Below are 20545 nucleotides of genomic sequence, written 5' to 3'. Positions count from 1 at the left end.
GCTTCCGCCAGGGTGCCGGCGAACCGGCGTCCTTCCAGTGAACCCTTGCGGTGAGTCCCCTGCGTGTCCGAGCTCGCGTCGGCTGTGACGCGCTGGAAACACAGGGCTTGAATCCGCCCTGGAACTCTCTCCGCCTCAGCGGCGAGTGTTCCGCTGAATGGAAGTCAACTTCCATTCGACGGACTCCACGCTAGCACGGGCCCGAACCGATGGTCACGGGTCCGGCGCCAGGAACGTCTACGATCGGGCCATGACCGCGGTCTCGCTCGGGATGCCCAGGCTGCGCTCGGCCGCGCCCGGCGACACCTCGCCGGACCTCGACCCGGGCCGCCCGGCGACCGAGGCGCTCGTCGACCGGTACGGGCGCGTGGCACGCGACCTGCGCATCTCGATCACCGAGAAGTGCTCGCTGCGCTGCACCTACTGCATGCCCGCGGAAGGGCTGCCCGCGATTCCCCGAGAGGACCTCCTCACGCCCGACGAGATCGGCCGCGTCGTGCGCGTCGCGGTCGACCGCCTCGGTATCACCGACGTCCGGTTCACAGGCGGGGAACCGCTCATGCGCCGCGACCTCGTGGACATCCTGCGCGCCGCGCGCGCGGCTGCGCCGGACGTGTCGCTCTCGTTGACGACCAACGCGATCGGGCTCGACAAGCGCGTCCACGAGCTCGTCGCCGCCGGCCTCGACCGCGTCAACATCTCCCTCGACTCCGTCGACCGTGCGGACTTCGCGCGCCTCACGCGCCGCGACCGGCTGCCCGACGTGCTCGCCGGGATCCGCGCCGCGCTCGCCGCCGGGCTGGCCCCGGTCAAGCTCAACGCGGTGCTCATGCCCGAGACGCTGGCGGGCGCGGCGGACCTGCTCGCCTGGGCGGTGGACCACGGGTGCCACCTGCGCTTCATCGAGCAGATGCCTCTCGACGCCGACGGGCACTGGACGCGGGACGACCTCGTCTCCGCGACGGACCTCCTCGCCGTGCTCGGCACCCGCTTCGACCTGGTCGAGGTCGGCCGCGACGACCCGTCCGCCCCCGCCGAGGAGTGGCTCGTCGACGGCGGACCCCAGACCGTCGGGATCATCGCGTCCGTCACGCGCTCGTTCTGCGGCGCGTGCGACCGCACGCGCCTCACGGCCGAGGGCACGGTCCGCTCGTGCCTGTTCGGCGACGACGAGACCGACCTGCGCGCGATCCTGCGCTCCGCGGACCTCACCGAGGACGAGCGCGACGACGCGCTCGCCCGCGCCTGGCAGGGCGCGATGTGGCGCAAGCCCCTCGCGCACGGCAGCGACGCGCCGACGCTCGCCGCCGACGCGTTCGCGCCGACGTCGCGCAGCATGGGCGCGATCGGCGGCTGAGGCCGAGGCTCTCAGTGCCCTCGGGCGCGGCGACGTAGCGCGATCATCCGCTCGCGCGCCAGTCCCCGGATCCGCCTCGTCGCGCCCGACGTTTCCAGCACCGACAGCACCTCCTGAGACTCCGACGACCCCGCGACCTCACGCTGGAGCCAGCGCGTCCATCCCGACACGTCGTCGACGGCGACCTGTCGCCCTGCGAGAACTCCGTCGCGAACCATGACGTCCCGCAGACGCGCCCGCGGAAGGCCCTGGAAGTCCGTCGGCAGAAGGTCGACCCACTCCATCGCCGACCTTGCGTCGACACGTTCGATCATCAGGAGAACGACGGACTCCGCCAGGTGAGAGTCCGACTCCTGGGAGACCAGCCGAAAGAGGACGGTCCAGGTGGCCGGGTCCTCGGCCGCGCTCGAGTACACCCACCAGCGCCAGTGCTCGCCGTCATCCGGCCCGGGCGCGCCGACACCTGTTCGTGCGGCGAGTGCCGCAAGCTCAGGAGTCGGCTCCTGCGCACTGCCCACGGCACCTCCTCACCAGACCTCGCTTCGCGCACCGCGGGCACCACGGTATGCCGTCCGCGGTGGCGCAGATCATAGGGTGAAGCCGGTCACCACGACGCGTCTGCCCAGGTCACGCGCGACAGACCTTCCTACCATGGATGCCGTGACGACGATCTCCCCTGCACCCACGAACCGCCCCGCGACCTCCGACTCGCCCACGGCGACGCCGGACAACAGCACCTCCGCGCTGCCGATCTACCGCACCGACGACCGCTCCGACAGCTGGAAGGCCGGGACCAGGAGCGTCCTGGGCGCGGCGATCGGCGCCGTCGTCGGGACCGTCGTCCTGAGCTGGTTCGGCCTCGTCCTCGGCACCGCCGTCGGCCTCGGCATCGGCATGCTGCTCGACAACCGCCCGGCCACGCGCTGACCCGACCGTCCCACCCCGGCACCGCGCGACGAGCGCGAGACCAGGAGCGTCCCGCCCGACATCGTCGTCGCACGGCGGATCCCGCAGCCCCCGCACGAGAGGCGAGAAGTGGCCCTTCCCGGCCGGGACCGGGGGCCCTTCTCGCCTCTCGTCGTGCGCCGGCGTAGCCCGGTGCAGCGTGCGCTACAGCCCGACCCACTCCGAGACGCCGTCGTCGAAGTGCTGCCGCTTCCAGATCGGCACCTCGGCCTTGATGCGCTCGACGAGCAGCGAGCACGCCTCGAACGCCTCGCGTCGGTGGCCCGCGGCGGCGGACGCGACGAGCGCGACGTCGCCGATGCCCAGGCTCCCGTACCGGTGGACGGCGGCGACCCGCAGCCCTGTCTCGGCCGCTACGCCGGCCACGCACCGCCGGATCACCGCGGTGGCGTCGGGGTGCGCCTCGTAGTCGAGCCGGGTGACGCCCCGGCCGCCGTCGACGTCGCGCACGACCCCGCGGAACGTCACGACGGCGCCGCACTCCGGGCTCGTGACCGCCTCCTCGACGGCGCGCGACACGGCGTCGTCGAGCACGTCCGTCGTCACGCGGCTCACGTCCTCGGACGTCCCACCCTGGGCAGCGCCCGGGGACCCGCCCTGCGTCTCGCTCACAGCTCTCGTACCTCCACCTCGGTCCCGGCGTCCCACTGTGTCACGTCGGCGGGGACGTCCACGAGCACGTCCGCCCGTGCCATCGACGCGACGAGGTGCGAGCCGGCTCCCCCGACGACGCGCACCGTGCCGCCGGGGCCGCTCGCACCCCGCAGGAGCTGACGCTTCCCCGCGGGCGACGTGAGCGCGTCGGCGAGGACCGCCGTGCGGACCCGGTCGCCGACGGGCAGCCCCGCCGCGCGCTCGAGCGGCTCGCGCAGGAACATCGCGAACGACACCTGAGCGCTCACCGGGTTGCCGGGGAACGTGAGCACGGGCGTCCCGTGCACGGTGCCGAACCCCTGCGGTCCGCCCGGCTGCATCGCGACCGACCGGAACGTCACGCCCGGAGACGCCTCCCGGCTCACCTTCCCGGCGCCCTGTCCACCGATGAGGCCGGAGCCTCCGAGCACGTCCTTGACCACCTCGTACGCGCCCTGCGACACGCCGCCCGACGTCACGACGAGGTCCGCGACCGCGGTCGCCTCGGCGAGCACGGCGGCGAACCGCGCGGCGTCGTCGCCGCACCGGGCCGTGAGCACGACGTCGCCGCCCGCGCGCCGGACGGCAGCCCCCAGCGCGTCGGCGTTGGCGTCGAAGACCTGCCCCGGCCCCGGCGTCTCGCCCGGCCCGACGAGCTCGGACCCCGTCGACAGGACGGCGACGCGCGGGCGGGCGACCACACGCACGCTCCCCACCCCGCACGCCGCGGCGGCGGCCAGGTGGTGCGGCGCGAGGACCGTCCCGTCCGGCAGGAGCACGTCGCCGGGCCGGACGTCGGAGCCCGCCTCCCGGACGAAGTCCCCCGCCGACCGCGGCACCCGGACCTCGACGGCGTGGCCCGCACCGGGACCGGCCACGTCCTCCCCGGTGGGGCCCGCGACCTCGGGACGCGACGTGCCGGCGAACGTCCCCGCGACGGTGTCCTCGACGGGGACGACGGCGTCCGCGCCCTCGGGCACGGGCGCGCCGGTCATGATGCGGGCCGCGGTGCCCGGCGCGAGCCGCGGCGGGACGCCCGGCGCCGCCGGGATCTCGGCCGCGACGGTCAGCCGGACGGGCACGTCCGCGCTCGCTCCGGCGACGTCCACAGCCCGGACGGCGTACCCGTCCATCTGGGAGTTGCGGAACAGCGGGACGGCGACGGGCGCGGCGAGGTCGCCCGCGAGGACCCGGCCGAGCGCGTCGGCGAGGACGACGTCCTCGGTACGCGTGCGCCGTCGGGCCGCCTCCACCAGCGGGGCGAGGAGCGCCGCGACGTCCGCGCGGTGCTCGTCGACGCTCACGCGCGCAGTCCCGGCCATGCCTCACCCTCCCCGTTCCCCGCACGCCGACGGGCCACCCGGAGGAGCGGGCGACCCGTCGGCCGTGCGGTCGATGTCGAGGCTCAGCCTCCCACGACCGCGGTGAGAGGACCGCGCACGAAGTACACGACGAACCCGGCCGCGACCACCCACAGGAGCGGGTGGACGTCGCGCGCCTTGCCGCACGCGAACCGCAGCAGGACCCACGTGACGAACCCGATCCCGATGCCGTTGGCGATCGAGTACGTGAGCGGCATCGTCACGATCGTGAGGAAGACCGGCAGCGTGACCGTGAAGTCGGTCAGGTCGATCTCCTTGATCTGGCCCATCATCATCGCGCCCACGACGACGAGCACCGCGCTCGCGACCTCGATCGGCACGACCGCCGTGAGCGGCGTGAGGAACATCGCGACGAGGAACAGTCCCCCCGTGACGACCGAGGCGAGGCCCGTCCGCGCCCCCTCGCCCACGCCCGCGGCCGAGTCGACGAACACCGTGTTCGACGACGACGACGTCGCGCCGCCGACCACCGCGCCCACGCCCTCGACGACGAGCGCCGACTTGATGCGCGGGAAGTTGCCGTCCGCGTCGGCGAGGCCGCCCTGCTTGGCGAGCCCCGTCATCGTGCCCATGGCGTCGAAGAAGTTCGTGAAGAACAGCGTGAACACGAGCATCGTCGCCGCGAGCGCCCCGATCCGGTCGAACGCGCCGAACGAGAACTGCCCGAACAGGCTGAGGTCCGGGACGGAGACGAGAGAGCTCGGCAGCGTCGGCACGGTGAGGTGCCAGCCGCCGGGGTTGTCGTCGGACGCGGGACCGAGCTGCAGCACGGCCTCGGCGACGATCGCGACGACGGTGGTCGCGACGAGCCCGATGAGCAGACCGCCCTTGACCTTGCGCGCCACGAGGATGCCCATGGTCAGCAGGCCGACGACGAACACGAGGGTCGGGACCGAGGTGATCGACCCGCCGTCGCCGAGCTGGACCGGCGGCCCGCCCGGCGTGCGCGTGACGAACCCCGCGTCGACGAACCCGATGAACGCGATGAACAGGCCGATGCCGACCGTGATCGCGGCCTTGAGCTGGCGCGGGACGGCGTTGAAGATCGCCGACCGCGCGCCCGTCACGGCGAGCAGCACGATGAGCAGGCCGTTGACGAGCACGAGCCCCATCGCCTCGGGCCACGTGACGTCGCCGATGACGGCGACGGCGAGGAACGAGTTGATGCCCAGGCCGGCCGCGAGCGCGAACGGGAGGTTCGCGACGAGGCCGAACAGGATGGTCAGACCACCGGCGGCGAGGCCGGTCATCGCGCCGACCTGCGCCGTCTGGAGCCACCCGCCCGCGACGTCGACCGGCGCGTTCTCGGCGCTCGTCCCGCCGAGGATGAGGGGGTTGAGGATGACGATGTACGCCATCGCGAAGAAGGTCACCAGGCCGCCGCGGAGCTCGCGCCCCGTGGTCGAGCCACGCTCGGTGATCCTGAAGAAGCGGTCGAGCCGGCCGGTGGCCGGGCCGGTGCCGCGTGCGTCGTCGTTCTCGGCGGTCTCCCGCCGCGTGCCGAGGAGAGTCACGTCCTTGTGCCCTTTCCTGAGGTACCGATCGGCCGCGCGGCCGGTCAGTACTCGATCCGGGACTCGAGGACGCGCCAGGCGTCGAACGGCGCGGTGGCGGTGGCCGTGCGCTCGTGCACGACCTGCATGCTGCGGTCGGCGGGGTCGGCCGCGAAGAAGTCGTAGAACTCCGCGTCGTCGAACCCGGCGCTCGCGGCGTCGTGGCGGTCGGCGGCGAAGTACACGGTCTGCACGCGCGCCCAGAGGGCGGACGCGAGGCACATGGGGCACGGCTCGCAGCTCGAGTAGAGCGTCGCGCCCGTGAGGTCGAACGTGCCGAGCGCGGCGCACGCGCGCCGGATCGCGGTGACCTCGGCGTGCGCGGTGGGGTCGTTGTCCTGCGTGACCCGGTTGTTGCCCTCGAACACCTGCCCGTCGGCGGTGACGACGACGGCGCCGAAGGGTCCTCCGGCGTTCGCGACGCTGTCGACCGCGAGGGCGACGGCTCGGTCCAGGTGTGCTGCGTCCACGACAAGAGTGTCCATGGTGAGTCTCCACGGTTCGGGCAGCGACGCCGGGTGCTCCGCCTCCGGCTTCCGGCTCGTCGGTGACCCGGGAGGAGGCGGCCGGCGGGCCGCTGCAGGCGAGTTGTCACTTCCGCCTGGTTGGTAGCTGCCGGTGTCGGATCGATCGCGTCGACCACCGAGCGTGTCGCTCGGCCCGGGCCCGCCGTTGGCACGCACGACGCTAGCAGCGCGTGACCGACGACACAAGAGATTCGGAAGAACTTTTCCACAGTGTGGACAAGTATCGGAAGGGCCGGGATCTCACCTGGCCGTTGCGGAAGGAACTGCCGCCCGGAAGAGTTGTCCCAGCGCAGGTCCGGCACACGGTCGGACCGCAGGTACCGACCCCAGGTCCGACGCCGGGGGCGTCGCCCGTCCCCGATCACCCGGAGGCCCCGTGACCGAACCCGCTCCGCCGTCGTCGTTCCCGATCGTCCGCGTCCCCGCCCGGCCGGGCCCGCCGCTGCGCTTCCAGCTCCGTCCGGTCGCGCCCTCCCTGCGCTCGTTCCTCGCGACCGAGGCGGGCGGCGCGGTGCTCCTGCTCGTCGCGACCGTCGTCGCGCTCGTCTGGGCGAACTCCGCCTGGTCCGGCGCCTACGACGACCTGTGGTCGGCGACGGCGGGCTGGCACGTCGGGCCGTGGTCGTTCGAGATGGACCTGCACCACTGGGTCAACGACGCCGCGATGGCCGTGTTCTTCCTCGTCATCGGGCTCGAGATCAACCGCGAGGTGACGAGCGGCGAGCTCCGCAACCGGCGGACCGTCGCCGTGCCGGCGCTCGGCGCGCTCGGCGGGCTCGCCGTCCCCGCCCTCATCTACGTCGCGTTCAACGCCGGCTCCCCCGCGCAGCACGGCTGGGGCATCGTCATGTCGACCGACACGGCGTTCCTCGTGGGGATCCTCGCCCTGTTCGGACCACGCTGCCCGGACCAGCTCCGGCTCTTCCTCCTCACGCTCGCCGTCGTGGACGACATCGGCGCCATCACCGTCATGGCGCTCTTCTACACCGACGACCTCTGGCTCCCGGGGCTGCTCGTCGCCGCCGTGCTCGTCGTCGTCATCCTCGCGCTGCGCTGGCTCGGGGTCTGGCGGCTCACCCCGTACGCGCTCGCCGGGATCGCGCTGTGGGGCGCGGTCTACGCGTCCGGCGTGCACGCGACGCTCGCGGGCGTCCTCGTGGGCCTGCTCGTCCCGTCGCGCTCGTCGCGGCCCGTCGACGTCGCCGTCGTGCCCAAGTACGCCAAACGCCTCGCCCAGGAGACGACGGCGGAGCGCGAGCACCTCACCGAGCTCGCCGCGCGCGCGGCCGTGCCCACGAGCGAACGCCTGCAGCGCGTCCTGCACCCGTGGAGCGCGTACGTCGTCGTGCCCGTGTTCGGCCTCGCCAACGCGGGCGTGCAGCTCGACGCCGAGTCGCTCCGGACCGCGGCGACGTCCCCCGTGACGATCGGCGTGGCCGTCGCGCTCGTCGGAGGCAACGCGGTCGGCATCTTCGGCGCCGCGACGCTCGCCCTGCGCCTCGGCCTCGGCGACCTCCCCGGTCGCGTGCGCTACTCCCACCTCCTCGGCGGGGCGATCCTGGCCGGCATCGGCTTCACCATCTCGCTCTTCATCGCCGAGCTCGCGTTCGACGACGAGGCCCTCATCGAGCAGGCCAAGATCGGCATCCTCGCGGGCTCGCTCGTCGCCGCCGTGCTCGGCTCGCTCGCGCTCCGGTTCGTCGGCGAGCGCTGGCCCCTGTGCTCCCCCGGCGCCGACGGCCCCCCGCCCGAGCTCCCACCCCTCCCCTGGCGCCCACCCGCGACCGCCTGAGCACCCCACCCCGCCGAGCGAGAACCGGGCCCGCCGAGGTGGAACCCTGGTGGGCCGAGTCAGAACCCTGGTGGGCCGAGTCAGAACCCTGGTGGGCCGAGGCAGAACCCTGATCGGGTCGCGGGCCCGCGTGGTCGGGTCCGCGGCGCGGGTGGCTCGGCGCGGGCCGAACCCAGCCCGGCGGGTGGTCGCCCGAGGGGAAACCGACCGGGGTGGGACGACGCAGGGCGGGGTGGGTGGTGGTGCCGCGTCGTGGCGGGCCTGGCGGGAGCCGCGAGGAACGAGCGGCGGATGGTAGACGCGGCACCACCACCCACCCCGACCACCCAGGCCAACCACACGCCGTCGAGCACAAGAACCACGGCTCTCCCTCGTGCAACCACGGCTCTACCTCGCGCGGCCGGGGTACTACCTCGGCGCGGTGGCGGCGTCGATCGCGGTGCGGAGACCGTCGGCGGTGACACGGCCTCGGTAGCGGACGCCGTTGACGAACAGCGTCGGGGTGCCCTGGACGCCTGCGGCGAGCGCGGCGGCGTAGTCGCGCTGCACGGGCGCGGCGTGCTGCTGCGCGGCGTCGCCCACGACGGACGCGCCGTCGAGGCCGAGCTCCTCGGCGCGGTCGGCCAGGCCGGCCTCGCCGAGCTGGTCCTGGTGCTCGAACAGCGCGGCCTGCATCTCCCAGAACCTCCCCTGCGCCGCCGCCGCCTCGACGGCGAGCGCTGCGGAGAGCGCGTGCGGGTGGATCTCGAACAGGGGGAAGTGCCGGAACACGAGGCGCACCTGTCCGGCCGACGCCTCGACGACCTGCCGCAGCACGGGCGCGGCGGCGGCGCAGTACGGGCACTCGAGGTCGCCGAACTCGACGATCGTCACGGGCGCGTCCGGGTTGCCGAGCACGTGCGCGTCGGCGGGGACGAGCTGCTCGGCCGGGATCGGGGCTGCGGTCTGCTCGGTCACGCCGCCCAGCATCGCACGGGGTCGGCGCGTCGCACCCGGCGAGCGGACGACGTCGTCCCCCGCGCCCGTGCAGAGGTCGCGGGGTGGCCGCGTGCGGCCGTCGTCGACCGTGCGCGACCGACCGTTCCCTCACGCGAGGACCAGCGGCCGGTCCTCCCGGACGCCGCCGGGGATCGGCTCGACGAGGTGCTCCAGGCCCGGCCCGGCGCTCTCGCGCCACCACGTGACGTTCCGGGCGTGCCGCGCGTAGTCGGACTCGGGGTCCGCGGTGAGGTGCGCCGCCGTCTGGGCGAGGTACACGGCGTCGACGGTGTCGGGCGGGGTGGGCACGCCGGCGAGGACGCGCCGGTCGCCGCGGAAGCGCGGGCGCGGGTGCATGCGCTTGAGGAGGTTGAGCGCGCCGAACAGCAGGCCGGGGCGGAACCGGCACACGAACTCGTCCTCGTGGTGGAGCTGGGCGAACAGCCGGTCCTCGTCGAACGACAGCCCGCGGGCGATGGCCTCGCCGACCATCCACAGCAGGGCGGTGTCGGAGAGCGCGCGTGCGCGCGCCCCGCCGCCGACGTCGCTGTGCCCGCCGGGGAACCAGACCTGCTTGACCCGCGCCGCCATGGAGACCGGCACGTCCCAGAGGCACGGCTCGAACGTGATGCGGCGGTCGTCGATCGCGAGGGCCTGGCGGGCGCACTCGACGTCGGTCGACAGGCGCAGGTCGTGGAACCGGCTGCGTCGGCGCGACAGGCCGGGGACCCCGAGCGCGCCGACGGTGTCGAAGACCCCGAGGAACGCCACGGGGACGTGGTCGTGGCAGTGCTCGGCGCGGAACGCGGCGGCCTGCTCCGCCCGCTGGGCGGCGTCACGCAGGCGGTAGATCCGCTCGGCGTCGCACAGGTGGTCGCGCGCGAGGGAGTCCTGGGTGAGCAGCCCGACGGTCGCGACCATGCCGACGACGCTGCGGGCCGTGTACGCGCCGCGGCTGAACCCGAACACGTAGATCTCGTCGCCGGGCTCGTAGTTGAGCGCGAGGTGGCGGTACCCGGCGACGACGTTGCGCGTCAGCCCGTACCCGAACGCCCCGCCGAGCAGGCGGTCGACGAGGTAGCCCTGCGCCCCGACGCCCTCGACGGAGAACACCATCTGCTGCACGCCGTCCGGTCCGATGCCGGTGCGGACCGAGCGCGCGATCTTCTCGATGTTCGACACGCTGGCGTTCACCGGCGAGTTCCACGTGCCGTCGCAGCACAGCACCAGGCGTTTCATGACCCCTCCCCACCTCGCCCCGGCACCGTCGCCGGGGACACCATCTGGGGAGGGCCCGGCGGGGTTCGTGATACTTCGGTGAGCGTCTCCGCGCTCACCCGCCGAACGGTCCGGAGGGCACCTGCCGGTGGCGTAGGTTCTGGCGGTGTGACCGTCACGAACGCCCCCTCCTCCACCGAACCCTCGGGCTACCCGACCGGGCGGGAGCGGCGGCACGCCCGGGGGACGCGTCGGCACCGCGGCGTGTGGGTCGCGGTCGTCGTGACGCTGGCGCTCCTCCTCGGTGCCGCCGGCGGCGGGCTGGTCTGGTACCGGGGGTCGACGTACGACGACCTGGCGGCGCAGACCACCACGGCGCAGGCCCTGCTCACGACGTCCGACGAGAAGGTCGCCGACCCCGCCGTCCGGGACGACCTCACGCGCGAGGTCGACGACGCGCACGCCCTCCTCGGGGCGTCCTTCCTCGACCGGATGACGACCGGCACGACGGGCGCGACCGAGGCGCTGGAGCAGGCGTCGCAGGCCGTGCACGCCTCGATGCTGGACCACGCGCGGGCCGAGGTCGAGGCGGCCCGCGCGAGCCTCGCGCCCGTCCAGGAGCAGGGCGAGAAGATCTACGCCGCCACGGAGGGCCTGGGCGCCGACGAGGCGGTGCGCACGCGGCTCCGGGAGGCGCTCGACGCGGCCGCGACGACGTCGGAGAGCGCCGGGAGCGGTGCGTCCGCCGACGACCTCGCCGCGCTGGAGCAGGCCGTGCTCGACCTGGAGGCGGACCTGTCGACGGTCGCCACCTCGACCGAGGAGGTGTCGACCGCGCAGGACGCCGTCTCCTGCCCGGCGCCGGACCAGGTGTGGGACCCGGACGGCGGTCGCGTGCCCGACTCCGCGCTCGCCGCGATCCCGTGGTCGCCGTCGGACCGCGTGCGCGCCGACGTGCTCGACGGGCTCGTCGCCCTCGACGCGGCCTACGTCGAGCGGTTCGGCGTGCACCTGACGATCAACTCCTCCTACCGCACGTACGAGGAGCAGGCGGGCCTCTACGACCCGTCGTCGCCGATCGCCGCACCGCCCGGCTGCTCGAACCACGGCCTGGGCTTCGCCGTCGACCTGGGGGGCGGCGTGCAGGCGTTCGGCACCCCGCAGTACGAGTGGCTCAAGCAGAACGCCGAGACCTTCGGCTGGACGCACCCCGACTTCGCCGAGCCTGACGGGCGCGTGCCCGAGCCGTGGCACTGGGAGTCCGTGCTGGCCCGAGCGGACGACTGAGCCACCCGCCGGGACTCAGGTTGTCGACGACGCTCCCGGGCCCACGTCCTGGTCGACGTCCACCCGGGTGACGTGCCCCGGCGTCGCGCCGTCGCGCAACCACGCCAGGAGCCGGTCGACCGCGCTCCGGGGCCCGGTGGCGACCACCTCGACGGTGCCGTCGGGACGGTTCGTCGCGACCCCGTCGAGCCCCAGCGCGACGAGCCGTTCGCGCGTCGCCCAGCGGAAGCCCACGCCCTGCACGCGTCCGTGCACGACGGCCCGCAGGGCGACCGGCGCGTCGGGAGCGTCCGTCACAGGTGCACGTGCGCCGGGATGCCCGTGGACGACTCGATGTCCGACTCGGCGTCGTCGAGCAGCCGGTCCGCGAGCCGCCGCAGCGCGCGCCCGACGGCGATCTCGTCGCCGATGAGCGGGACGTCCAGGTCGTGCGGGTCGCGGCGCGCGCGCCCGACGGTCCGCAGGTGCTCCGGCGTCTCCGCGACGAGCACCGCCTCCGCCGTCGTGCGGCCCTCCGACTCGACCACGCTGACCTGCACGCGCCACACCTTCGTCGTGTCCGTCCCGCCGCCGTTCTCCGCCCCGGGCACGTGCTCGACGTAGCTGTCCGACCCCGGGTAGACGAGCGTGCGCTCGCCCGTGTCCGCCCACTCCACGAGGTACGGGGGCGACCCGTCCTCGTGCCGCAGCTCGACCACCACCCCGTCGCGCACCGCTCCGCCGACGACCCCCGAGGCGGTCACGATCCTGTCCCCGACCGATGCCCTCATGGCTCCTCCTCGTGCCGCACCGCTCTTCCATCATGCGACCGGGTCGGGCCTGCTGCACCCCCGGGGACCCGGGTCACACGTCGAGCTGGGCCCGCAGCGCGTCGCGGTCGTGCGCCGGGAGCCGGCACACGAAGTCGGCGCACAGGTACGCGCCCGGGCCGCGACCGGCGAGCAGGCCGACGCCGTCGACCGCGAGCGTCGCGGCGTCGCCGGGCGTCGCGCCGAGCAGCAGCCCGTTCGGGTGGTACCAGTCGCGGGCGGCCTCCCGGAACGCCTCGCGCAGGTCCGGGTCGGCCACGAGCACGAGCTGGTGGGGCGGCTCGGCGAGCCAGGCGGCGGCGCGCAGCACCCCGGCCGCGCCGAGCGGGTGCTGGCTCGCCGTCGGCGACGCGGCGACGTGTGCGCGGGCGGCGTCCCGGTAGCGCGGCGCCCCCGTCGCGAGGTGGGCCAGCAGCGCGGCCCGCGCGGCCGCCGTCGTGCCGGACGGGACGGCGCCCTCCGACGCGTCCGCGGCGGCACCGGCCGCGAGCCCGAGGTCGGTGAGCACGGGGTCGGTGCCCTGCGGGGGCCGCAGCTCGTCGTCCGCGCCGACGGTCGCGTCGACGAGACGCAGGCCCTCGCGCACGTACCGGGCCTCTCCCGTCAGGCCTCCGAGCACGAGCAGAGCGGTCGCGAAGGCGCCGTGGTCCTCGAGCGTCGCGACGGCGTCCGAGGCGACGCCGCCCTCCGACGCGCGCACGAGCGTCCCGTCGGCCCGCACGTGCGTGGTCAGCAGCCGGTCGGCGGCGGCGCGCGCGGCGTCGGTGAGGTCCGGGAGGTCGAGGTGGTGGCCGGCGCGCGCCAGCGCCTCGATCGCGAGGCCGTTCCAGCCGGTGAGCACCTTGGTGTCGAGCCGGGGCGGCACGTGGTGCGTACGCTCGGCGGGCGGGAGCAGGTAGTAGCCGCCCTCGACGCGCTCGCCGCCGACGACGGACTCCGAGTCCTGCGCGCTCGCGAACGCGCCGTCGGCGAGGCGCAGCACGCGCAGGAGGAAGCGCCCGACGTCGGCCGCGACCCGCGCGGCGCCCTCGCCCGGGTCCGGGGTCCCGGGTGCGGGCGCGGGCGTGCGGAGCGGGCCGTCCACCGGACCGGTGCGCCGCAGCACGGCGAGCGTCGTCGCGGCCGAGAGGAGCTGGGCGTTGTCGTAGAGCATCCGCTCGTAGTGCGGCTCCGACCAGTCGGGCCGGGTCGCGTACCGGAAGAAACCGCCGTCGACGTCGCGCAGCGGGCTCGCGGCCATCGCGTCGACCGTGCGGCCCGCGAGGACGAGCGCGCGCCGCGCGACCTCGGGGTCCACGACCGACGACGACGCCAGGTCGAGCAGGAGCTCGAGGGTCGGCGCGACCGGGAACTTCGGCGCGCCGCCGAACCCGCCGTGCACGCGGTCCTCCGCCGCCTCCAGCCGGTCGACGACGGTCCGCGCGTGGTCGGCGAGCCGACCGACCGGCCCGTCGTCGGTCGCGCCGGGGGCGCCCGGCTCACCGGGCGCGGCGACCGCCGTCGCCGCGGCGGACGGGACCCCCGTCCGCCGTCCCGCCGCCGCGTCCCGCAGCGCCGCGCGGATCGCCTCCCCGGTGTCGACCACCTGCTCGCGCCGCTGCTCCCAGGCCTGCGCGACGGCGTCGAGCACGTCCCGGAACGCGGGCCGCCCCGCCACGGGGACGGGCGGCCAGTACGTTCCGGCGTAGAAGGGGGCGCCGTCCGGCGTCGTGAACACCGTGAGCGGCCAGCCGAGGTCGGGCGTGAAGGCGCTCGCCGCGGCGAGCAGGCTCGCGTCGACGTCGGGGTGCTCCTCGCGGTCGACCTTCACCGCGACGAACCCGCGCGCGAGCTGCGCGCCGATCTCGGGGTCGGAGAAGCTCTCGCGCGCCATGACGTGGCACCAGTGGCAGGTCGCGTACCCGACCGACACCATGACCGGCACGTCGCGGCGCCGCGCCTCGGCGAACGCCTCGGCGCCCCACGGGTACCAGTCGACGGGGTTGTCGGCGTGCTGGCGCAGGTACGGGCTCACGGCGTCGGCGAGGCGGTTGACCATGCCGTCCAGCCTGCCAGGTCGGCGCGGCGCTCGCGGGGCGGGACGTCGGAGTTGTCTGCTACGTCCAGGAGCGGCGCGCTTGTAACGTTGCGCCCATGCCCGGCCCCGAGCAGTCCGCCCTCGCGGTGGCGACCGACGACGACACCCGCCTGACCACCCAGGCCCCCGCCGACCACGCGGGGCCGATGCCCGTCGCGCCCGACGTCTCCGTCCGACCTGCTGCCGCCCCCGACGCCGAGCCGGGCCCCGCGCCGCTCCCCAGGCGGCCCGTCCGCCAGGTGCCGGCGAGCGGCGACCGCAAGGGCCCGTTCACCCTCGCCGAGGTGCTCGGGCACGGCGGGTTCGCGCACGTCTACCGCGCGACGGACGCGGACGGCGCGGAGGTCGCCGTGAAGGTGCTGACGGGCCTCCAGGAGGGTTCCCGCGAGCGCTTCACGCAGGAGGCGAGGCTGCTGGAGGCCGTGGACGGGCGCGGCTTCCCCGCGTTCGTGCGCTCGGGCCTCGACGACGACCAGCCGTGGTTCGCGATGGGGCTCGTGCCGGGCACGACGCTGCGCGACCAGGTCCGCGCGTCGGGCCCGCTGGACGGGCGGCAGGCGCTCCGCCTGGCCTCGCAGGTCGCGGCGGCGCTGCTCGTGCTCCAGGAGCAGCACTGCGTGCACCGCGACCTGAAGCCCGCCAACATCATGGTCGACGGCGACCGCGCGGTCCTCATCGACCTCGGCATCGCCAAGCTGTTCGACACCGCGACCTCCACGCAGCCGGTCGGGACGCTCGCGTACATGGCGCCGGAGCTGTTCGGTCGCCGCGTGCACCCCCGCTCGGACGTGTACGCGCTCGGCCTGCTCCTGATCTTCGCCACCACGGGAGTCGTGCCGGCGGACCTCAACTTCCTCGGCCGCGACCTCGAGGCCGGCGACCTCGTGCGGGAGGTCCCGGACGACCTCGTCGGCGTGCCGGACGGGATGGAGCTGGCCCCGTCCCCGGCCGAGCTGCCCGAGATCGACCCCCACCTGCAGGACCTGATCCTGTCGATGACCCGCTACCAGCCGAACCACCGCCCCGCGCTCGAGAGCGTCGTCGCGGTGCTGCGCGCGCGGCTCGCCGGGGAGGCCGCCGACGACACCCTGCTCCTCACGCAACGGATCGTGGCCGACGGCGCCACCGCGGCCGAGCGGGCGCTCGGTCCCGTCGCCGGGCTGGGTGCCGAGACCGGCGCGCCCGTCCGGGGCGTGCGACCGGTCGACGCCGTCGCGGTCGGCCCGGACCTCGGCGGGGGCCTCGGCGAGGTCGCCGGGCGGGACACCGCCCGCGCCCGGGAGCCGTGGCACGCCCTCGTGTACGACGCCACGCTCATGAGCGTGCTCTCCGAGGTGCACGGCGACGGGTTCGACGGCGCGGCCTCGGAGGTCATCGCCGACCACGTGGCGAGCATCGGCGCGCACGTCGCCGACGGCCGCACCCCCGCCGAGCTCAAGGACTGGCTCTGGCAGGCGATGCAGTGGCAGGCCGCCACCCCTCCGGCCGGGCACGCGGACACCCTGCGCGGGTGGCGGGCGTACCGTCGCCCGCCGCACGTGACGCCGGGCGCGCCCGAGCCGGTGGTCCGACTCGCCCCGCCGCGCGCGGACGAGCCCGTCGCCTCCCCGGTGCACGGCGCCACCCGCGGGCGTTCCTGGCCGGTGCCCGTGCGGCGGGTCTCCTCGCTGGGCCGGCCGGCGGCGACGTCGTCCGCGGCGGAGCCGGCGCCCGGCGGCGTCGCGCGGACCCGGGTGCTGGACTCTCCCGACCTCGTCGCCACCCAGGTCGGGCGACCGGTCCCGCCGTCGGTCCCGCCGCGCCGGAGTCCCGTGCAGCACCTCGGGCCCACGCCGCGCTCTGCCCGGCCGCGCGTCACCGGCGCTGCCGTCACGAGCACTCCCGCCCCCCAGCCCGCGAACGCCTCGCCGAGCACCCCCGTGCCGCCCTCGGCCCCGGGACGGGCAGCGGCCCCCGCGGTCGCCGCACCCTCCCGCGCCGCCGCGTCGTCGTCGAGGAGCCGGTCCCGGGTCGGGGGCGCGCTCCTGCGCGCGCTGCCGCGCCTGCTCGCGGTCCTCGCGGTGCTCCGCACGCTGTGGCTCGTGCCCGACGGCGCGGCCCGGCAGAGCGAGCCGTTCGTCCCCCTGCCGTCGCAGCTCCTGGAGACCCTGCGCGTCTCGGTCGACATGGCCCCGCTCGTCGACGGTCCGGTGCTCGCCCTGGCCGCGCTCGCGGTCGCCGTCGCGCTGCGGGTCGCCGGGCAGCGCACGTGGACGTGGCTCTACGCCCTCCTCGCGTCCGCGTCGGTCGCGGCCACGGTGGTGCTCGTCCTGCGCGGCTGACGGCTCTCCGGGTGGGGCCGGCCGCGGTCGGGCGGTGCCGCGCGGTGCCGCCCGACCGTGGCCTCAGAGCGGCCCGAGCACGTCCTCACGACGCGCCCCGAGGTCGAGCGCGGCGAGGACGCCGCCGAGCGCGCGCTCCTCGTACCGGAAGTGCGACTCCATGATCGCGCCCACCCCGTCGAGGTGGCGCCCGACGGCGTCCCGCGACGCGAGGGGGTCCGTCGCCCGGTCGAGCGCGTGCTCGAGGTCGGCGACGAGGTACGCGATCATCCCGTGGTCCTGGCGCAGACGTCGCAGGACGTCGGCGAGGTCGGGGTGACGCCGCTCGAGCTCGGGGAAGAGCACCGCGTCCTCAGCGGTGTGGTGCCGGGTCAGGGCGGTGCAGAAGCCCCGGCAGTACACCAGCAGGTCGGCGACCGGATCGCTGGGGTGCGGATCGTCGTCGTGCGCCGCGTCCCGCACCAGCTCCAGCGCGCGTCGCAGCCGGCCGTGCACCGCCTGCATCTCGTCGTACCAGGCCACGAGCCTGGTCTTCTCGCCCTCACTCACCGGTGAGGAACGAGGAAAGGGTCCGCGAGGTCACGGCTCCCCCTTCCGGGTCCGGCGCCTCCATGCCTGACGTGGTCCGCCACCGGCACGCGACGCTGGCCGCGACCCTACCAGCGCGTGGTCGGCGGGGTGCGGGTCCGGCCCTCAGGCGTGGAGGCGGCGGAGGAACGCTCGCGTGCGCTCGCGCTGCGGGTCGCCGAGCACCTGCTCGGGCGTGCCGCGCTCGTGGACGCGGCCCTCGTGGAGGAAGCAGACCTCGTCGGCGACGCGGCGCGCGAAGCCCATCTCGTGCGTCGCGACGAGCATCGTGCGGCCCTCGGCACGCAGCTCGGCGAGCAGGTCGAGCACCTCGCCGACGAGCTCCGGGTCGAGCGCCGAGGTCACCTCGTCGAGCAGGAGCAGCTCCGGCCCGTTGACGAGGGCGCGCGCGATCGCGGCGCGCTGCTGCTCCCCGCCCGAGAGCTGGTCGGGGTACGCGGTCACCTTGTGGCCCAGGCCGACCCGGCCCAGCATCTCGACGGCAGCCGCCTCCGCCTCCGCGCGCGCCCGCCGGTGCACGAGGCGCGGCGCGAGCGTCACGTTGTCGAGCACCGTGAGGTGCGGGAAGAGGTTGTACGCCTGGAAGACCATGCCCATGCGGGCGCGGACCCGGTTGGCGTCGAGCCGCGGGTCCGCGACGTCCTCGCCGTCGAGCAGGATCTGCCCGTCGTCCACCTCGTCGAGGAGGTTGACCACGCGCAGGAGCGTGGACTTGCCCGAGCCGGACGACCCGACGAGCACGACGCACCGGTGCGCGTCGACGTCGAGGTCGATGCCGTCGAGCACGACCCGCCGCCCGCCCGGGACGCCGGGTGCGGGGAAGGTCTTGCGGACGCCGCGCAGCGAGAGCAGGTGGTCCGCGCCCGCGTCCTGCGGGGTCGTGCCGGAGGGCACGACGGACGCGCTCATCGGATGTCCCCCGCCCCGCTCACGGTCGCGAGCGACCGCCCCCAGCCGCGGCGCGCCTGGTACGCGTCGACCGCGCGCGTCAGCGGGAACGACACGAGGAAGAACAGGATCCCCGCGACGACGTACGGCGTGAAGTTGTAGCTGCCCGTGGTCGCGATCTGCGCGGCGCGGATCGCGTCGACCGCGCCGAGCACCGAGATGAGGCCCGAGTCCTTCTGGAGCGACACGAGGTTGTTCGCGAGCGGTGCGGTGACGTTGCGCACGGCCTGCGGCAGCACGACGCGGCGGGTGGTCTGGGCACGCGTGAGCCCGAGCGAGCGCGCGGCCGCCACCTGCGACGGGTGCACCGACTCGATGCCCGCGCGGAACACCTCGGCCAGGTAGGCGGTGTAGGTGAGGACGATCGCGAGCGCCCCGAGGAAGGCGCCCGACGTCGGCAGCCACTCCAGGCGCAGCGCCGGCAGCCCGAAGCCGACGAGCAGCAGGACGAGCAGGAGCGGCACCCCGCGGAACAGGTCGACGTACGCGGTCGCGAACGCGCGCAGCGGGAAGAGCGCCGGGATGCGGCTCGTGCGGGCGATCGCCAGCCCGAGCCCGAGCAGCGTCCCGACGACTCCCGCCACGACCCACACGCGCAGGTTGAGCCACAGCCCCTCGAGGATCGCGGGCAGCGACTCCCACGCCATCGCGGGGTCGAAGAACGCGGTCCGCGCACGCTCCCAGCCGGGCGCGTTGACGACGACGAGCACGACCGCCGCGACGACGAGCACCGTGCTCACGAGCGCCACGAGGAGCGAGCGGCGGCGCTGGGTGCGCCGGAACGCCGCCCGGTCGAGCGCGAGCGGCGACGGCGACCACGCGGTGGTCGGGGCTCCGCCGGGCACCTCGCTGCGCCCGGGCGGGCGCGCGTCGTCGGGCACGGTCACGGCCGGGTCACTCGAGGACGGGGATGTCGTCCGACTTGAGCCACGTCGTGCGGAGCTCGGCGAGCGTGCCGTCGGCCTCGAGCTCGTCCACGGCCTGGGTCACGCAGCCGGTCAGCGCGGAGTCCAGGTCGAGCACGAGCCCGTACTGCTCGACGACGCCCTGGTCGGGCAGCGTCCCGATGACGACGGAGTCGGGGAAGTACTCGGTCGACGCGGCGACGCCCTGGTCGACGTCCATGACCATCGCGTCGATCGTCCCGGACTGGAGCGCCTGCATGCCGTCGCCCGCCGCGTTGTACGGCGAGATGTCCGCGTCCTCGCCCCACGCGCCCTCCGCGAGCGTGAGGCTCGTCTGTGCGGCCGTGACGCCGATGCGCGCGCCGTCGAGCTCGGCGAGCGTCGTCGCGCCCGCGTAGGGGCCGTCCTCCATGACGATGACACCCTGGCGCGTCGTGAGGTACGGGCTGGAGAAGTCGACGGCCTGCTTGCGCTCGTCGGTGATCGACGTCTGGTAGGCGGCGACGTCGAACGGCTTCACCGCCGGGCTGATGATCTGCTCGAAGGTCACGGTCTCCCAGACGACGTCGTCGGCCGCGTAGCCGAGGCGGTCCGCGACGGCGTAGATCAGCGCCGACTCGAAGCCCTCGCCCGAGTCGTGCTCGCCGATGTACCACGGCGCGTACGCCTCGCCCGCGCCGACGGTCAGCACGCCGTCCGTGAGCGTGGGGAGCGCGCCGGGCTCGCACTGCGCCGCGTCGCCCGAGGCGCTGCCGCTCGGGCTGGCGGCGTCGTCGCCGTCGCCTCCCGACGAGCAGGCCGTCAGCGTGAGCGCGGCGACCGCCGTGACGGCGGTGAGGACGGCGGGACGGGGACGCAGACGGCGCATGGTGACCTTCCGGGTGTCGGGCGCCCGCGGGAGTGGTGGGCGCCGGCCACTGACGATAACGCCGGGCCGTGGGCCGTGGCTTCCCCCGGCCGCACCTCGGCCGGGTGGGGCGCGTCACAGGGGACGTCCGGCTCCTGCACCACGACGCCACCGGGGCGGACGACCCCGGACACGACGAAGGCCCTCGATCATCAGATCGAGGGCCTTCGCCTTCTGAGTAGCGGGGGCAGGATTTGAACCTGCGACCTCTGGGTTATGAGCCCAGCGAGCTACCGAGCTGCTCCACCCCGCGTCGGTGATCACTACTCTACGTGAGGTTCCGGACCAGGCCAAATC

At 74.9% G+C, this 20545-nt stretch carries 19 protein-coding genes and 1 tRNA gene; 5 read left to right on the top strand and 15 right to left on the bottom strand.

Annotation, left to right across the window (positions count from 1 at the left end; all coding sequences use genetic code 11):
• Nucleotides 1–250: 250 nt before the first annotated feature.
• On the top strand, nucleotides 251–1357 hold the full coding sequence (gene moaA, locus ACN9MS_RS06535) for a GTP 3',8-cyclase MoaA (RefSeq protein WP_426311209.1): 1107 nt from the start codon (nucleotides 251–253) through the stop codon (nucleotides 1355–1357).
• Between the two features lie 11 nt (nucleotides 1358–1368).
• Here moaA and ACN9MS_RS06530 read toward each other — a convergent pair whose 3' ends face one another.
• Nucleotides 1369–1875: a hypothetical protein gene (locus ACN9MS_RS06530; RefSeq protein WP_426311208.1), complete on the bottom strand. Its 507-nt coding sequence runs from the start codon at nucleotides 1873–1875 to the stop codon at nucleotides 1369–1371.
• Nucleotides 1876–2017: 142 nt separating this feature from the next.
• Here ACN9MS_RS06530 and ACN9MS_RS06525 point away from each other — a divergent pair, with 142 nt between their 5' ends.
• The gene (locus tag ACN9MS_RS06525; RefSeq protein WP_426311207.1) at nucleotides 2018–2284 is read left to right on the top strand and encodes a DUF456 domain-containing protein; all 267 of its coding nucleotides are present in this window, start codon (nucleotides 2018–2020) and stop codon (nucleotides 2282–2284) included.
• A 183-nt stretch (nucleotides 2285–2467) separates the two neighbouring features.
• Here ACN9MS_RS06525 and ACN9MS_RS06520 read toward each other — a convergent pair whose 3' ends face one another.
• The 4 genes from ACN9MS_RS06520 to ACN9MS_RS06505 form a co-directional block, all read right to left on the bottom strand.
• Nucleotides 2468–2878: a molybdenum cofactor biosynthesis protein MoaE gene (locus ACN9MS_RS06520; protein WP_426311843.1), complete on the bottom strand. Its 411-nt coding sequence runs from the start codon at nucleotides 2876–2878 to the stop codon at nucleotides 2468–2470.
• Nucleotides 2879–2931: 53 nt separating this feature from the next.
• A complete protein-coding gene (gene glp, locus ACN9MS_RS06515) occupies nucleotides 2932–4278 on the bottom strand; it encodes a gephyrin-like molybdotransferase Glp (RefSeq protein ID WP_426311206.1) in 1347 nt (448 codons plus the stop codon).
• An 83-nt stretch (nucleotides 4279–4361) separates the two neighbouring features.
• A complete protein-coding gene (locus tag ACN9MS_RS06510) occupies nucleotides 4362–5852 on the bottom strand; it encodes an NCS2 family permease (RefSeq protein ID WP_426311205.1) in 1491 nt (496 codons plus the stop codon).
• 44 nt (nucleotides 5853–5896) lie between these two features.
• A complete protein-coding gene (locus ACN9MS_RS06505) occupies nucleotides 5897–6376 on the bottom strand; it encodes a nucleoside deaminase (protein ID WP_375823088.1) in 480 nt (159 codons plus the stop codon).
• A gap of 418 nt (nucleotides 6377–6794) precedes the next feature.
• Between ACN9MS_RS06505 and nhaA the strand changes: the two genes are divergently transcribed.
• Complete coding sequence (nhaA, locus tag ACN9MS_RS06500) at nucleotides 6795–8210, top strand: Na+/H+ antiporter NhaA (RefSeq protein ID WP_426311204.1); 1416 nt, start codon at nucleotides 6795–6797, stop codon at nucleotides 8208–8210.
• Between the two features lie 408 nt (nucleotides 8211–8618).
• On the opposite strand, the gene ACN9MS_RS06495 is transcribed toward nhaA, so the two are convergent.
• Together ACN9MS_RS06495 and ACN9MS_RS06490 are read right to left on the bottom strand one after the other, a co-directional pair.
• A complete protein-coding gene (locus tag ACN9MS_RS06495) occupies nucleotides 8619–9167 on the bottom strand; it encodes a DsbA family protein (protein ID WP_426311203.1) in 549 nt (182 codons plus the stop codon).
• Between the two features lie 129 nt (nucleotides 9168–9296).
• Nucleotides 9297–10427 (bottom strand): DUF2235 domain-containing protein, encoded by a 1131-nt coding sequence (locus ACN9MS_RS06490; RefSeq protein ID WP_426311202.1) that lies wholly within the window; start codon nucleotides 10425–10427, stop codon nucleotides 9297–9299.
• Nucleotides 10428–10574: 147 nt separating this feature from the next.
• On the opposite strand from ACN9MS_RS06490, the gene ACN9MS_RS06485 reads away from it, so the two are divergent.
• Nucleotides 10575–11693 carry a M15 family metallopeptidase gene (locus tag ACN9MS_RS06485; protein ID WP_426311201.1) on the top strand — a complete coding sequence of 373 codons (1119 nt, stop codon included), beginning with the start codon at nucleotides 10575–10577 and terminating at the stop codon, nucleotides 11691–11693.
• A gap of 15 nt (nucleotides 11694–11708) precedes the next feature.
• On the opposite strand, the gene ACN9MS_RS06480 is transcribed toward ACN9MS_RS06485, so the two are convergent.
• The 3 genes from ACN9MS_RS06480 to ACN9MS_RS06470 all read right to left on the bottom strand — a co-directional run bounded on the left by ACN9MS_RS06480 (nucleotide 11709) and on the right by ACN9MS_RS06470 (nucleotide 14540).
• Nucleotides 11709–11990: an acylphosphatase gene (locus tag ACN9MS_RS06480; protein WP_426311200.1), complete on the bottom strand. Its 282-nt coding sequence runs from the start codon at nucleotides 11988–11990 to the stop codon at nucleotides 11709–11711.
• Nucleotides 11987–12463: a dsRBD fold-containing protein gene (locus ACN9MS_RS06475; protein ID WP_378234619.1), complete on the bottom strand. Its 477-nt coding sequence runs from the start codon at nucleotides 12461–12463 to the stop codon at nucleotides 11987–11989. Before ACN9MS_RS06475 ends, ACN9MS_RS06480 begins: the two co-directional genes overlap by 4 nt.
• Before the next feature lie 73 nt (nucleotides 12464–12536).
• Nucleotides 12537–14540 (bottom strand): thioredoxin domain-containing protein, encoded by a 2004-nt coding sequence (locus ACN9MS_RS06470; protein WP_426311199.1) that lies wholly within the window; start codon nucleotides 14538–14540, stop codon nucleotides 12537–12539.
• Between the two features lie 95 nt (nucleotides 14541–14635).
• Between ACN9MS_RS06470 and ACN9MS_RS06465 the strand changes: the two genes are divergently transcribed.
• Complete coding sequence (locus tag ACN9MS_RS06465) at nucleotides 14636–16900, top strand: serine/threonine-protein kinase (RefSeq protein WP_426311198.1); 2265 nt, start codon at nucleotides 14636–14638, stop codon at nucleotides 16898–16900.
• 63 nt (nucleotides 16901–16963) lie between these two features.
• Here the strand turns inward: ACN9MS_RS06465 and ACN9MS_RS06460 are convergent, their stop codons facing one another.
• From ACN9MS_RS06460 to ACN9MS_RS06440, 5 genes are all read right to left on the bottom strand, one after another.
• A complete protein-coding gene (locus ACN9MS_RS06460) occupies nucleotides 16964–17422 on the bottom strand; it encodes a hemerythrin domain-containing protein (protein WP_426311197.1) in 459 nt (152 codons plus the stop codon).
• Between the two features lie 171 nt (nucleotides 17423–17593).
• Complete coding sequence (locus ACN9MS_RS06455; protein ID WP_426311196.1) at nucleotides 17594–18397, bottom strand: amino acid ABC transporter ATP-binding protein; 804 nt, start codon at nucleotides 18395–18397, stop codon at nucleotides 17594–17596.
• Entirely contained in the window at nucleotides 18394–19323 is a 930-nt protein-coding gene (locus ACN9MS_RS06450; RefSeq protein WP_253691223.1) for an amino acid ABC transporter permease, read from the bottom strand. Before ACN9MS_RS06450 ends, ACN9MS_RS06455 begins: the two co-directional genes overlap by 4 nt.
• Before the next feature lie 7 nt (nucleotides 19324–19330).
• A complete protein-coding gene (locus tag ACN9MS_RS06445) occupies nucleotides 19331–20209 on the bottom strand; it encodes an ABC transporter substrate-binding protein (RefSeq protein ID WP_426311195.1) in 879 nt (292 codons plus the stop codon).
• 218 nt (nucleotides 20210–20427) lie between these two features.
• Nucleotides 20428–20501: transfer RNA gene (locus tag ACN9MS_RS06440), tRNA-Met, on the bottom strand.
• Nucleotides 20502–20545: the final 44 nt, after the last annotated feature.

This window comes from Cellulosimicrobium sp. E-16 (assembly GCF_049913115.1).
GTDB lineage: Bacteria > Actinomycetota > Actinomycetes > Actinomycetales > Cellulomonadaceae > Cellulosimicrobium.
Note: the sequence above shows the minus strand (reverse complement) of the source record. Positions and strands in the feature narration are given on the sequence as shown.